General features: G+C 61.2%; 10 protein-coding genes. 6 read left to right on the forward strand and 4 right to left on the reverse strand.

Going from position 1 to position 13,253, the window contains the following annotated elements; all coding sequences use genetic code 11:
- Positions 1–7: 7 nt before the first annotated feature.
- Positions 8–1,027: a molybdopterin-binding protein gene (locus tag THEVEDRAFT_RS00990; RefSeq protein WP_006582872.1), complete on the forward strand. Its 1,020-nt coding sequence runs from the start codon at positions 8–10 to the stop codon at positions 1,025–1,027.
- A gap of 85 nt (positions 1,028–1,112) precedes the next feature.
- Here THEVEDRAFT_RS00990 and THEVEDRAFT_RS00995 read toward each other — a convergent pair whose 3' ends face one another.
- The 4 genes from THEVEDRAFT_RS00995 to THEVEDRAFT_RS01010 all read right to left on the reverse strand — a co-directional run bounded on the left by THEVEDRAFT_RS00995 (position 1,113) and on the right by THEVEDRAFT_RS01010 (position 6,718).
- The gene (locus THEVEDRAFT_RS00995) at positions 1,113–2,285 is read right to left on the reverse strand and encodes a dicarboxylate/amino acid:cation symporter (RefSeq protein ID WP_006582873.1); all 1,173 of its coding nucleotides are present in this window, start codon (positions 2,283–2,285) and stop codon (positions 1,113–1,115) included.
- A gap of 182 nt (positions 2,286–2,467) precedes the next feature.
- Entirely contained in the window at positions 2,468–4,114 is a 1,647-nt protein-coding gene (locus tag THEVEDRAFT_RS01000; RefSeq protein WP_006582874.1) for an HD domain-containing phosphohydrolase, read from the reverse strand.
- 145 nt (positions 4,115–4,259) lie between these two features.
- Complete coding sequence (locus tag THEVEDRAFT_RS01005) at positions 4,260–4,709, reverse strand: 4Fe-4S binding protein (protein WP_006582875.1); 450 nt, start codon at positions 4,707–4,709, stop codon at positions 4,260–4,262.
- Between the two features lie 287 nt (positions 4,710–4,996).
- Complete coding sequence (locus THEVEDRAFT_RS01010; RefSeq protein WP_040825079.1) at positions 4,997–6,718, reverse strand: glutamine--tRNA ligase/YqeY domain fusion protein; 1,722 nt, start codon at positions 6,716–6,718, stop codon at positions 4,997–4,999.
- A 213-nt stretch (positions 6,719–6,931) separates the two neighbouring features.
- On the opposite strand from THEVEDRAFT_RS01010, the gene THEVEDRAFT_RS01015 reads away from it, so the two are divergent.
- The 5 genes from THEVEDRAFT_RS01015 (at position 6,932) to THEVEDRAFT_RS09535 (ending at position 13,141) form a co-directional block, all read left to right on the forward strand.
- A complete protein-coding gene (locus THEVEDRAFT_RS01015) occupies positions 6,932–7,855 on the forward strand; it encodes a helix-turn-helix transcriptional regulator (protein ID WP_006582877.1) in 924 nt (307 codons plus the stop codon).
- A gap of 192 nt (positions 7,856–8,047) precedes the next feature.
- Positions 8,048–9,253, forward strand: coding sequence for an HD domain-containing protein (locus THEVEDRAFT_RS01020; RefSeq protein WP_006582878.1), 1,206 nt, complete (start codon positions 8,048–8,050; stop codon positions 9,251–9,253).
- Between the two features lie 70 nt (positions 9,254–9,323).
- Positions 9,324–10,121: a 4-hydroxy-tetrahydrodipicolinate reductase gene (locus THEVEDRAFT_RS01025; RefSeq protein ID WP_425358264.1), complete on the forward strand. Its 798-nt coding sequence runs from the start codon at positions 9,324–9,326 to the stop codon at positions 10,119–10,121.
- A gap of 114 nt (positions 10,122–10,235) precedes the next feature.
- On the forward strand, positions 10,236–10,823 hold the full coding sequence (locus tag THEVEDRAFT_RS01030; protein ID WP_006582880.1) for a flavin reductase family protein: 588 nt from the start codon (positions 10,236–10,238) through the stop codon (positions 10,821–10,823).
- Positions 10,824–10,963: 140 nt separating this feature from the next.
- Positions 10,964–13,141: a methyl-accepting chemotaxis protein gene (locus THEVEDRAFT_RS09535; RefSeq protein ID WP_006582881.1), complete on the forward strand. Its 2,178-nt coding sequence runs from the start codon at positions 10,964–10,966 to the stop codon at positions 13,139–13,141.
- Positions 13,142–13,253 lie beyond the last annotated feature (112 nt).

The raw sequence follows: 13,253 nt of genomic DNA on the forward strand, positions 1-13,253 counted from the left end.
GGTGGCTGTGGAGGTAAGGATAGTGAAGGCAGAGGAGGCGGTGGGGCACCAGCTGGCCCACGATCTCACCCAGATAGACCCAAAGAGCGGCTACAAGGGGGCCCGGTTCAAGCGGGGGCATGTGGTGGTCCCGGAGGACCTGCCGGTCTTGCTTTCCATGGGACGGGAGCACCTTCAGGTGCTCACATTGGAGGCCGACGAGGTGCACGAGGACGACGCGGCCTTGATGATGGCCCGGTTGGTGGCGGGGGAGGGGCTCACCGTGGAGGGCCCCGACGAGGGGCGCTGCACCTTGAGGGCGGCCCACAACGGGCTTTTGCTTTTCAACGGGGCCTTCGTGGACCGGATAAACCAGGACGGGGACTGGATTTTTTCCACCCTTCAGGAGGGCCGTCCTGTTAAGGCCTCCCAGCCGGTGGCGGCCTTTAGGATAAGGCCCTTGGTGGTTAAAAGGCGCCAGGTGGACAGGGCCTTGGCTGCGGCGGAGCCCATTCGGGTGCTACCCTTCAGGCCCCTCAAGGTGGGGCTTGTGACCACCGGTTCGGAGTTTAGAAAGGGCCTTGCGGAGGATGCCTTCCGGCCCCGGCTTCAGCGCAAGCTGGACTTCTTCGGTGGCGTCATGGTGGGTCAGTGGTTCGCGTCGGACCGGATGGAGGAGATCGCTGAATCCGTGAGGGAGGCACTGGATGCCGGGGCGGAGCTGGTGATATGCACTGGCGGCATGAGCGTGGACGTGGACGACCGCACCCCCGGGGCCATAAGGACCGTTTGCGATCGGATATCCTTCCAGGGGGTTCCGTCCCTGCCGGGCAGCATGCTGATGCTCGGCTGGGCGGGTGAGGTCCCTGTGGTGGGGGCTCCTGCCTGCGTGGTGCACGATGAGCGGACCACCCTGGACAGGCTTTTGCCGTACCTCTTCGCCGGGCTGGACGTGCCGGAGGGGCAGGTTCGCAAGTGGGGGGTAGGAGGGTTGTGCTGCCGGTGTGAGGCGTGCTTCTTCCCCAACTGTTCTTTCTCGTGGGGATAGGAGCTTAGGTTTTCCCAGATCTCCAGGATCCCACGGGGCCTGGGGGGCTTGAAGCCCCAGGCCCCGTGGTCTTTGGACCCCGTTTTTATGCCTTGGCGGTCCCGATCAAGGACCCCTTCAGCTTGTCCACCAGGATGGCGATGGCCCCGTCGCCGGTGACGTTGCAGGCGGTGCCGAAGCTGTCCTGGGCTATGTAGAGGGCTATCATGAGGGCCTGCATGTCCGGTCCGAAGCCCAGCATGGACTGGAGTATGCCAAGGGCCGCCATTATCGCCCCTCCGGGGACGCCGGGGGCGGCCACCATCATGAGTCCCAGCATCATGATGAAGGGGAACATGGTGGAGAAGGAGAAGTTAACCCCGTGCATCATCATGACCGCTATGGAGCAGCTGGTTATGGTGATGGTGCTGCCGGACAGGTGTATGGTGGCGCAGAGGGGTATCACGAAGTCCGCCACGTCCTCGGAGACGTTGTTCTCCTTGGTCTGCCTTAGGGTCACCGGTATGGTGGCTGCGGAGGACTGGGTGCCTATGGCGGTGACGTATGCGGGCACCATGTTGAGCAGGGCCTTTATGGGGTTCTTGCCTGCCACGGTGCAGGCCACGGTGTACTGGATGGCGATGACCGTGAGGTGAAGCCCTATTACCACCATGTAGACCTTGGCGAAGGTCTTGAGGAGCACCTGTACCTCCCCCACATAGGTGAGGTTGGCGAAGGTCCCGCATATGAGCAGCGGGAGCAGGGGGATTATGAAGTTCCCCAGGATGTTCTCGATGATGTTCTGGAACTCCTTCATGCCGTTCATTAGGGAGCGGCTCTTGGTCTGGGCCATCCCCACGCCGAGCACGAAGGCAAGCACCAGGGCGCTCATGACCCCCATTATCTGGGGCATCTCGATCACGAAGAAGGGTTTGAGGAGCGCCTCCTCCGGGTTGCCCCCCGCATGGGATGCCGCGTGGACCAGGTGGGGGAAGAGGGAGCTGTCCACCAGGAAGGCCAGGGATCCGGCGAACAGCGTGGAGGCGTAGGCTATGATGACCGTGAGGGCCAAGAGCTTTCCTGCCCCATGCCCCAGGTCACCTATGCCGGGGGCCACAAAGCCTACGATTATCAAGGGAATCATGAAGCTGAGGAAACTTCCGAAGATGGAGCTTAGGGTCACGAGCCCCCTCACCGCCCACTCCGGTGCCACCGAGCCGATGACTATTCCCAGCACGATGGCGATCACAAGGCGAGACAACAGACCGAGCTTCTTCACATCCTAGACCTCCTGACAAACAAATTACGGGCCCTGGGACCCGCATGATTAGCATGGCCAGATGCTCGGATTTTGTCAATGGAATATGAGCTATGTTAAGTATATTATAAATTTTCGCCGGATGATATATGTAATGCCCGGGCCCTCATGGGGCTTAGCAGGGGTGTGGGGTTAAGGGCTTATCAGGATCGGTCCATCATGTTCAGGAAGTGGGCCACCACATCCGGGTCCAGGTGGTAGCCCTTGAGGGAGGCGATGTACTCCATGGTGCGCTGTCTCTCCCAGGCTTTCCGGTAGGGCCTGTCGGAGGTTAGGGCATCCCATATGTCCACCACCGCGAACATCCTGGCGGAGAGGGGTATTGCGGTGCCCTTTAGCCCCTGGGGGTAGCCGGTGCCGTCCCACTTCTCGTGGTGGCAGTAGGGGATTGGTATGGCGGGGTGCAGGTACTGTATGGGGGTGAGCATGTCGTAGGCGTACAAGGGGTGCCGTTTCATTATCTCCCATTCTTCATCGGTGAGGGGGCCCTGTTTGAGCAGGATGGAGTCTGGTATCCCTAGTTTGCCTATGTCGTGCAGGATGGCACCCCGCCGGAGGTGGATTATCCGGTCCTCGGGGTATCCCATCCGCTCCGCCAGGGCCACCGTGAGCTCCGTTACCCGCCGGGTATGCCCTTCGGTCTCCTTGTCCCTCAGGTCCAGCGCAAGAGACCACCCTTCGATGGTCTTCTCGTAGGCCTCCGCCAGCTCCAGGTGGGCGAGCCTTGCGTCCATCTCCGCCTTCTCCCGCTCCCGGAAGTTCTCCCGGATGGCGTTTAGGGCCTCGTTCAAGGTCTTCCCCAGGGCGCTTATCTCGTCCTCGCAGTCGTCCACTGGGACGGTTTCGTCGGAGTAGAATTTTATATCCTGTATCGTGCGGTGCAGGTTTTCCACCCGGGAGAGGATGAACCGGTCCAGCACCCAGAGGGCTAGTATGCCGAGGGTGGTGGCCATGAAGAGCATCATGGCGCCGTTGCGTAGCATCTCCCCCATCGCCCTCTGGTACCTGTCCCTTTTCGCCTTCACCGCCACCCAGAAGGCCCCTTTGTCGTCGAAGTTCCGGAGCATCACATACCCCTCGTGTTCCGAGGGGTCCAGGATCCATCGTCCCATGGGGACGTCATCGTCGGGGTTGAACTTAAGCCCCTGGGGGATCTCATGGTTCGGGACTATGCGGATGTTAAGCTGGGTGATGTCGGCTATCTTGCGAAGCCGTTCCCCCTGGAGGCTTCTTGATACGAAGAAGAGTCCCGTGCGGGGCATCTGCTCCTTGGAGTCCCTTATGGGGTAAGCGGCCACGATGGCGGGGTATCTGCCGAGCCACATGAACCCCACTCGGCCTTCGTCGGGCACGGTGGGGGGGAACAGGGGCCCTTGGGGCTTAAAGAGCCCTGGCAGGTTGTACGGCGTCTCCCGGGGCTTGAGGGTGCCCGGCATAAGGGACCGGGTGAACAGGATGTGTCCCGACTGCATTGCCACCGCCAGGTCGTCCACCTGTATGGTGAGAGCCATCTTCTCCGGGGAGAGGCTGGCGTCCAGGAACCTGAAGGTTCCGTTTTGCACGAAGTCGTAGGTGTCGTCCCAGTTGGCCCAGTCCCGGGTTATGCGCAGAAGCTCCCGCTGTTCCTGCTTGAGGGTCATGTATATGCGGTTTAGGTCTTGCCCCAGGCTGATCTGGTCCGCCCGGTCCGCCTCCTGCAGCATTGACCAGCGGTACGTGAGAGCGAATACGGCGAAGAAGAGGACGCAGAACGAAATCATTGCCCACAGTGCTTTAGAGCGAACCGTCAAGAGGGCACCCCCGAATACCCGACTTGGATGATGAATAAGATTTTATACTATCCGGGGGCTTTGGTAAGCCCCCGGAGGGGTATTTTGAACCCTCCTGAGGGGCCGCGCCAGAAGAGCCTGGTGATTTATCCCGTCCTGGCTTTGACTAGAGCCTGATGAGCTTGCCGACCGGGCAGAAGGAGCACCAGGTCCTGTGGTTCGCCCAAAGCCCAAGGGGCAGGGCCACCAGGGATGATATGACGCACATGCGCCAGAATATGAAGCCCAAAGACCTTGCATCCAATCCCCCTGCCCTATGGGCCAGGAGGAGCTGGGTCCCGAAGAGGATGAGGAAGGTGCTAAGGGCAACCCCGTAGAACTTCCAGGAGCTTAGCCACTTGGGGGCCTGGCGCCTGGGGCTCAGCTTGGACCATACCACGTCAAGGAAGCTGCCTCGGGGGCACGCGGAGGCGCACCACTTCTTCCTCCCCCCGAGCAGCACGAAGGCCCCCATGAACGCGAAGACCAAGGTGCCAAGTAGTGGGTACCTCCAACCAAGGGCCAGCATGACCACGTATGCTGCGGCAGAGGCCCATTTGACCCACCGAGCGCTCATCTCTGAATTCCCCCTTTGAGGATGTGTTTTTGCAACATATACCTAACAGGGGTATATAATACACCAGGGGGGTATTTTGTCAAGGGGGGATAAAAGGGGGCAGCAGCCCCCGTGGATAAAAGACACATATGACGAGCGGTCCTTTGGGAGGCCCTAAGTCCAAGCCCTGGGGGCCCCGGATCCCTCGGCCTGGCCTGTCCCCCAGGCTTTCCCTGGCCGGTCTCCTGCCCGGCGGCGTCCCCGTCGGTTGATGAGGGGCACCGCGGGCAGGGTCGTCTCGCTTCCGGTCAGCCCTTCTTCTGTGCCTTCGCCCAGGAGTCCTTTAGTGACACCGAGCGGTTGAAGATCAGGTGGTCCTTCGAGGAGTCCGGGTCCAGGCAGAAGTACCCGTGCCGCAGGAACTGGATGCCCTTGAGGGGCTCCGCGTCCCTCAGGGCTTCCTCGCCGAAGCCCTTGACCTCCACCAGGGAGTTGGGGTTCAAGTAGTCCTTGTAGTCCTTGCCCTCCTCCATCTTGGACATGTCCCTGAGGGTGAACAGATGGTCGTAGAGCCTTGCGGTTATGGGGACGCAGCGGCGGGCGTTGACCCAGTGCAGGGTGCCCTTGACCCGCCTTCCGTCCGGGGCCTCTCCTCCCCGGCTTTGGAGGTCCGCCTCCACCAGGACCTCCGTCACCCGGCCGTCCTCCTCCCGGTGGGAGACGTATCTCACCAGGTAGCCGTGCTTAAGGCGAACTTCCCCGCCGGGCTGCAGGCGGAAGTAGCCCTTGGGGGGATCCACCATGAAGTCCTCCGCCTCTATGAGCAGGTCCCTGCCGAAGGGGATGAGCCTCGTGCCCGCGGAGGGATCCTCTGGGTTGTTCTCCCCCGGCACCATGTCCACCTGGTCCTCCGGCCAGTTGAGGATCGTGAGCCTTATGGGGTTGAGCACCGCCATCCGCCTTGGGGCGGTCTTGTTGAGCTCCTCCCGGAGGCAGTGCTGAAGCAGCTCCACGTCCACCAGGCTGTCCGCCTTGGATACCCCTATCTCCTCGCAGAAGCGCCTTATGGAGGATGGGGTGTAGCCCCGGCGCCTCAGGCCGCTTACGGTGGGCATCCGTGGATCGTCCCACCCAGACACGATCTTGGACTCCACCAGCTCCAGGAGCTTCCGCTTGCTCATCACCGTGTGGCTCAGGTTCAGACGGGCGAACTCGTACTGCCGCGGCCTGTGGGGGACCGACACGTTATCCAGGAACCAGTCGTAAAGGGGCCGGTGGTCCTGGAACTCCAGGGTGCATATGGAATGGGTGACCCCCTCTATGGCGTCCTCGTAGCCATGGGCGAAGTCGTACATGGGGTATATGCACCACTTGTCGCCGGTCCTGTGGTGGGACCTCTTGAGGATCCGGTATATCACCGGGTCCCGCATGTTGAGGTTGGGGCTCTTCATGTCTATCTTGGCCCTTAATACGCACTGGCCCTCCTCGAACTCCCCGCTGCGCATGCGCTCAAGGAGCTTCAGGTTCTCCTCCGGCGGGGTGTCCCTATAGGGGGACTCGATCCCCGGCTCGGTCAGGGTGCCCCTGGTGCGCCTTATCTCCTCCGGGGACTGGAAGTCCACGTACGCCAGGCCCTTAGATGTGAGCTCCACCGCCCACTGGTAGAACTGCTCGAAGTAGTCGGAGGCGAAGCAGAGCCTGTCCCATTTGAACCCCAGCCAGCGCACGTCCTCCTCTATGGACCTTACGTATTCGTCGTCCTCCTTGGCGGGGTTGGTGTCGTCGAACCTGAGATTGCAACGCCCGCCGAACTTCTCCGCCAGCCCGAAGTTTAGGCATATGGACTTGGCATGTCCTATGTGAAGGTAGCCGTTGGGTTCCGGGGGAAAGCGGGTCACTACCTCCCGGACCACCCCCTGGTCCAGGTCCCTCTGTATTATCTCCTCAAGGAAGTTGGCCCCCTTCTCGGGGGACCTCTTCTCCGGCTTTTCAGGCTTCTCTAGGTCCGTCACGGTCCACCATCCCTTCATGGCCTTCGTATATTGAGCATTTGATAATTATCCCACCCATCCGGTGCCCTAGCAAGGCTGGTTCACATGACGAGGCTAAGCTTAAAAGGGACGCACTTTAATAATAACGACCATAAAAATTCTGTTATTTTGGTAAACAAAGCTCATTGAGCGCTCTATTTGAATTAAATATAATCAAATTCTATCAATTAGGTGGTAAGTGGAGGTGGTCCGGTGGCTAGGGATCTAAGCTCCGGAAGGCTGGAGCGTCTCAAGGGGCTTGTGGCGTTGTTTGACCGCAAGGGCGGGTACCACAAGGGGGAGCTCATGGCCAGCATGGGCTATCGTTGCGCCAGGACCATGGAGAGGGACCTTAAGCTGCTTAGGGAGCAGCTTGGGGTGGACATCCGCTTCGACAACGCCTCAAGGCGCTACAGGATAGCCCGGATAGATCGGATGCCGGTTTCGCTCTCGCTCTCTCCAAACGAAGCCTCCGCCCTTTCCTTTGCCCTTGAGATAGCTCAACGGCTCACCCCCCAGATGTCCCACTTATTCCAGGGGGTCCAACAGATGCTTGAGGGGCAGGTGCCCTCTAGGATCCTAGCGGTGGGGCGGGACGTGGGCAGAAGCGCCGTGTCATGCCCGGTGGTGCCGCCGGACGGAGGGGTTTTCCTCTCCCTTGTGGAGGCCATGCGGGACAGGAAGCGGACCAATATCACCCTAAAGGGGCCCGCTGGGAAGCCTGGTAAACGGTTCCTGCTGGACCCCTGGGGATTCTCCCTTTCCGGGGTTTTGTGGCTGGTTAGGGGATACGATCCGCTAGCCGGGTCCGTGATTTCTTATATCGTGAATTCGATAACTTCGGTTGAACAGCTGGGAACCGGGGATTTCGTTTCCCCCGGTGAGATCCCCAGCGGGGGGGTCAGCTTCCGTTTCAAGGTGACCCTTCCGGTTGGACAGGCCCTCCCGGAGGCACGGTTGTTCCTGGAGGAAGGGGAGGGCGACGGGGTCATGGGATGGGCCCCGGATCACGATGACGTGGTCCGGTGGGCTTTGGCATCCGCTCCTTACGTTAAGCTTGTGGACCCTCCGGAGCTTTTGAACCGGGTGGATAAGATGCTTGGGGCCTTCGGGCTTAAGGGCTTTCTCCCCAGATAGATCTAAGCTCCTTCCATTATGCCCCTTGGGCCTGTGGGCACCTAAGCTTTAAAGGCCTGGTGGCGACTTGCCGCGTCATGCCCGAGGAGATCCATCCCCGGGTTTTCACATTCCTTTCGCTTCCCCCCTCACGGGCCATGGGCACCCGGGGCACCATCGTCTATAATCCCCTTAAGATGGAGGTGAATTGCCTTGATATCCTTTGACCTTTTGGAGACCCTCTTCGGCGCCTTCAGCATGGAGAGGTGGAACGATCATCCACGGCCAATGGGGCTCTTCGAGATGGACAAGCAGGGCCATAAGGCGGTGATAGCCCTTCTGATGGCCCGGATGGAAGGAGAGCTCAACGCCGCTTACCTCGCCATGGGGCTGGTCTTCCAGTTCCTCAAGAGGGTGGTGCTCACGGACCTCAAACCCCCGGTTTACCACCGGATAGTGGGTATAGGGGGGGATAGGGTGGACCAATGGGTTGCATCCCAGTGGGAGGTGGGCCTTGCGGAGATAGCCCCCGAGCTGCCGGGGCTCTTCCGGGATCATCTGGCGGGTGAAGGGGACATGCGGTTAACCCGCATCCTAGAGGCCGCCAACGCCGTTGCCACCGGCTGGGAGCACTTCCTGATGGAACCTCTCGCCAAGGACCTTTACGGCTTCAAGCGAACCAGGCGGGAGGTGCTGGAGCGCCTTGGAAGCCACCGGGACGTGCCGCTGGTTCAGGAGTTCCTCTTCAAACTGTCCGGTTCTCACGCCTCCCCTCTCTGCGACTTCGTGGACCTCACCGCCCAGCTGAGGTTTCAGAAGCGCTGGACCAGGGTCCCAAGGATACCGGAGACCTCCGTGTTGGGGCACATGTTCTTCGTGGCCCTCATGGGTTTCTTCCTGTCTGCCCTGTGTGGCTTGCCCCGGGAGAGGTGGGGTTGGAACTTCTTCGGCGGCCTCCTGCACGACCTGCCGGAGGCCCTAACCAGGGACGTAATATCCCCCCTTAAACGCCAGATGGGCCTTCAGGACCTTTTGGCCCAGGTGGAACGGGAGATGATGGAGGATCAGGTCTATCCGCTTTTGCCGGAACCTTTGGGGCCCCTTGTGAAGTTCCTGGTGGAGGACGAGTTCTCCCTCAGGGCCATGGAGGGGGACAGGGCCTTTCTGCTCGAATCCCTTGAAGAGGCGGACCGGATCTCCGCCATGGGGCTCCCGGTGGTGGACGGGCCGCTCCTCGACCTGGCGGACAAGTACTCCGCCTTCCTGGAGGCGGAGTTCTCCATGTACTACGGGGTGTCAAACCGGGTTCTCCAAGAGGCCTCCTCGGCCATAAGGGGCAGATACTGCTCTGTGGAGTATAATGGCGTAAAACTCAGCGGTCTTTTTGACCTGATGTCGAGGCACCCCTCTATCGGTTGAATTGGACGCATGGGGACCTCGGGATCTCCGGGACTTAGGGCCGCTCCCAAATTTCAGAAAACCGCTGGAGGTGTTCCCTTTGAACCTGCCTTTGAGGGTCTTCATGTCAGGTGTTTCCGGCAGCGTGGGGCGTCTTGTGGCCTTGAGGATCCTGGACGAAGGGTGCCGCATAGAGGGGGCCTTCGGCCTGGAGGAAGGATCAGATGTGGGAAGCCTCCTTGGGCTGCCCCCAATGGGGGTCAAGGTCCGTTCCAGTTTGCGGGAGGCCTTGGGATCCTGCGCCCCTGAGGCGGCGGTGGATTTCACCTCCGCGGAGGTGCTCTGGGACAACCTCATGGCCTACCTGGACGCTGGAGTGCCCGCGGTGGTGGGCACCACGGGCCTTTCTTTGGATCAGCAGGAGCTGCTGCCCCGCCTGGTGGCGGAGAAGGGTGGGCGGATCGCCCTTATACCGAACTTCAGCCTGGGGGTGAACCTGGTCATGGACTTCTTGGACAAGGCCTCCCGGTTCTTCCCCTGGGCCTCGGTCACGGATCGGCACCACGAGGCCATGGCCAACGCCCCCAGCGGCACCGCGGTGTCCCTGGCGGGTCTCCTTGGGGGCGGAGGGGAGGTCAAGAGCTGTGAGGTGGTACCCAATGTGCTGGGCGGCTCCGTGGGAGGTGTAAGGGTCCACTCGGAGCGGATGCCCTTCCCAAAGGACTTCTCGGAGCACCAGATAGACCTTGGAAGGCCCGGTGAGCTGATAAGGATAACCGTCACCGACTTCTCAAGCCGCGTCTACGTGGACGGGGTGATCCTGGCCCTTTCAAGGGTGAGGGATCTCCGGGAGGGCTCCCTAGTTACCTCCCTGGGGGAGTTCATGTAGGTGCCCCTTGGCTTATGCCGCCCCGTTGGCCTCCGCCCCCAGGGCCGCAGGGGTACACCGGGGCGGGTGGGTTCGTCTTGGATCTGATCTACATGTGTGAAGGAGGTATCGCCGATGGAGGACGCTGAAAGGGTTAGCGTGAGGCTTAACCGGTTCTTCTTCCCCGCCATGCCGGTGGTGTTGGTGGGGGCACTGGTGGGGGGGCGCCCTAACTTCATGGCCGCCGCGTTCGCCGGGCAGGTGAACTTCTCGCCCCCCATGTTCATGGTCTCCATCGGAGACCACGCCACCCGGGACGGCATACTCAGCTCCCGCCGCTTCAGCATCTGCGTTCCGAGCAGGCCCCTTCTGCCCCGGGTGGATCTTGCGGGCTTGGTCAGCGCCAGGGACAAGGACAAGTCCAACCTGTTCCGGGTCTTCTGCGGCAGCGTGCCGGATGCACCTTACGCCTTAGAGTGCCCGGTGAACGTGGGTCTGTCGGTTCACGCCACCGTGGACCTGCCGGGGGACGTGCTCATAGTGGGCCGGGTGGAGGAGGTCCTGGCGTCCAAGGACGTGCTCTCCCACGATGGGTTGGTGGACATATCTAAAGTGGATCCCTTCTTCCTCTCCATGCCGGACAACATCTATTGGTCCCTTGGAACCCCCTGCGGGGCCGCATGGCACGAGGGGCTCCCGCTTAAGAGAGAGCTCTTCCCCTGAGATAGTGTTTAAAAAAGACGCTTTGTGTTTGTTTTGTAACTAAATTTTTATGAAAAACATAGCCTTGTGTAGCCTTTGCTCCGTTGAACGGCTCCTCGTTTTCCTGTTACCATGGGTCCAACGGCATGCGGAGGGGAGTGGTGCAAGTGGTGAAGGGTGGCATAAGGGGCAAGATGCTTTTCTACATCCTGGTGCCGTTGTTCCTGGGGCTGGGGCTCCTGGCGGTCTTCGTGGGTTACAGTTCAATGAAGATGGTGGAGCGCAAGACCTACCAGATGGCGGAGGCCTCCGCGGCGGGGGCTGCAAACGGGGTTTCCGCGTACCTTGGGGACCTTATGGCCTCGGCGCGAAGCATGATAATGGCGGTGGAGGCCCAGGATGTCTCGAATCCCTCCGCCAGGGACCAGGTTTTGGGGATACTGAAGCACATGCTGGATAGGACCAATTTGGTCATGTCCGCCTGGGTGGTGTTCGAGCCCGACGGCTTCGACCGAAGGGATCAGGAGTTCGTCAATAAGGATGGCTACAAGGAGAAGGGGCGCTTCATGGGGACCTTCTTGAAGGCCGGTGGGAAGATAAGTCGAAGCTTCGACATAACCGAACAGATGCTCGCCAACGAATCGGAGTCGGGGAGCTGGTATTGGGAGCCCCTCAGAAGCCGCAAGCTGACCGTTACGGATCCCTACTTCTACAACTACACCGGTGTTCAGGGGGATGAGAAGTTCATAGCCAGCATATGCGTGCCCGTGGAGATCCAAGGCAAGGTTGTTGGGGTGGGCGGCATGGACGTGGACCTCTCGGCCTTGAAGGATGTGGTGACCAGCTTGGGCGGTTCAGGAGGTGGTATGCCCACCCTGGTTTCCCCCGGCGGTGTGGTGGCGGGGTCCTACGATGGGGCCGTCATAGGGAAGGGTGTGAAGGAGTCCGCGAAGGGCAAGGAGGCCTTGGAGGCCCTTGAGGGGGCCTTGAAGGGCCGGCGGGCTGTTCCGTTCCGGGGGTTGTCCCTTTTCGGGGCCGGGGAGGTGCTGGGGGTGGCCTCCCCGGTGGTAATAGGCACCCAGACCTGGGTGCTGCTGGTGGAGGTGCCGGTCTCCATTGCCTTCGCCGACGTGTACCGGATCATTCGCAGCATAGCCTTGGTATCCCTGATGACCATTTTGTCCCTAGGAGCCGTGGTCTGGGTGGCCTCGGGAAGGCTCAGCATGCCCATAGTGGAGGCCATGAGGGCGGTGGATAGGTTTTCGAACCTCGACCTTCGTTACGACCCTTCCAGTGATTGGATAGCCGAGAGGGACGACGAGATAGGCGCCATGGGTCGGGCGCTTGGGAAGATGCGCCGTACCATAGGGGAGACGGTTATGGAGATCTTCAGGGAGGCGGAGATGTTCGCCTCGTCGGCGGAGTCTTTGGCGGCCCTTTCGGAGGAGTCGGTGGCCTCCATGGAGGAGGTAAAGGCCTCGGTGGATCAGTCCCTGGGGTTGAGCCAGGCCAGTTCATGCGCCCTGGAGCAGACCAACTCGGGCATAGGGGAGGTCGTTGAGGGAGCCCAGATGGCCGCTAGGGCGGTGGCGGAGGGGGCGGAGGAGGCCTCCGCAACGGTCAAGGTGTCCGAGGAAGTGGCCAAGAGGATAAAGGGCCTGGTAGAGGAGATGGGCACCATAAGCAAGAGGGCGGACGAGTCTTTGGACAAGCTGGCCAAGGTCTCTCAGTCGGTGTCCAACATAGGGACCTTCGTAAGCGCCATCAAGAGCATCGCGGACCAGACGAACCTTTTGGCCTTGAACGCCGCCATAGAGGCCGCCCGGGCAGGAGAGGCGGGAAGGGGCTTCGCGGTGGTGGCGGAGGAGGTCCGTAAGCTTGCGGAGGAGTCCAACGTGGCGGCCCGGGAAGTGGAGAACATAATAGCCCCTCTGGTCAGCTACACCGGTGAGACCCTGGAGGTGACCAAGCTGACTTCCGATACGGCCAGGAGGCTTGCGGAGGACGCCATGGGAGCGGCGGACGAGCTTATGGGGGTGTTGGACAGGATAAAGCGGGTGAGCCTTGCCCTGGAGAGCGTGGCGGCCACATCAGAGGAGCAGGCGGCGGCGTCCCAGGAGATAGGCCGGGCGGTGGATCAGGCGGCCCGATCTACCGTGGAGGTGGTGAGCACCCTTGGGGTGATCCAGCATTCCGCGGAGGAGACCGCCAAGGCGGCGGAGGCGGTGGCCCAGGAGTCCGAACGGCTCACCGCAGGGGCCGTAAAGCTGAAGGATGCCCTGGCCAGGTTCTCGGTGGACAGCCACCACGTCTCCGGTCCCCTGTCCCTTAAGGGATGAGGGGGCCCATGGGAAGCCCTCCGGTGCCGATGGCCAGCATCAATTGATCCTCTTTACGTCCCAAGCCCGGGGTTGGGGTGCCCCATCCCCGGGCTTTTCTTTTCCTTAACCT

Source organism: Thermanaerovibrio velox DSM 12556 (assembly GCF_000237825.1).
Lineage (GTDB): Bacteria > Synergistota > Synergistia > Synergistales > Synergistaceae > Thermanaerovibrio > Thermanaerovibrio velox.

What these genes read in the sequence shown, in the direction of transcription:
- THEVEDRAFT_RS01010 (WP_040825079.1), bottom strand. Translation starts at nt 6,718, where the DNA reads ATGAAGGGATGGTGGACCGTGACGGACCTAGAGAAGCCTGAAAAGCCG.
- THEVEDRAFT_RS01005 (WP_006582875.1), bottom strand. Translation starts at nt 4,709, where the DNA reads ATGAGCGCTCGGTGGGTCAAATGGGCCTCTGCCGCAGCATACGTGGTC.
- THEVEDRAFT_RS01030 (WP_006582880.1), top strand. Translation starts at nt 10,236, where the DNA reads ATGGAGGACGCTGAAAGGGTTAGCGTGAGGCTTAACCGGTTCTTCTTC.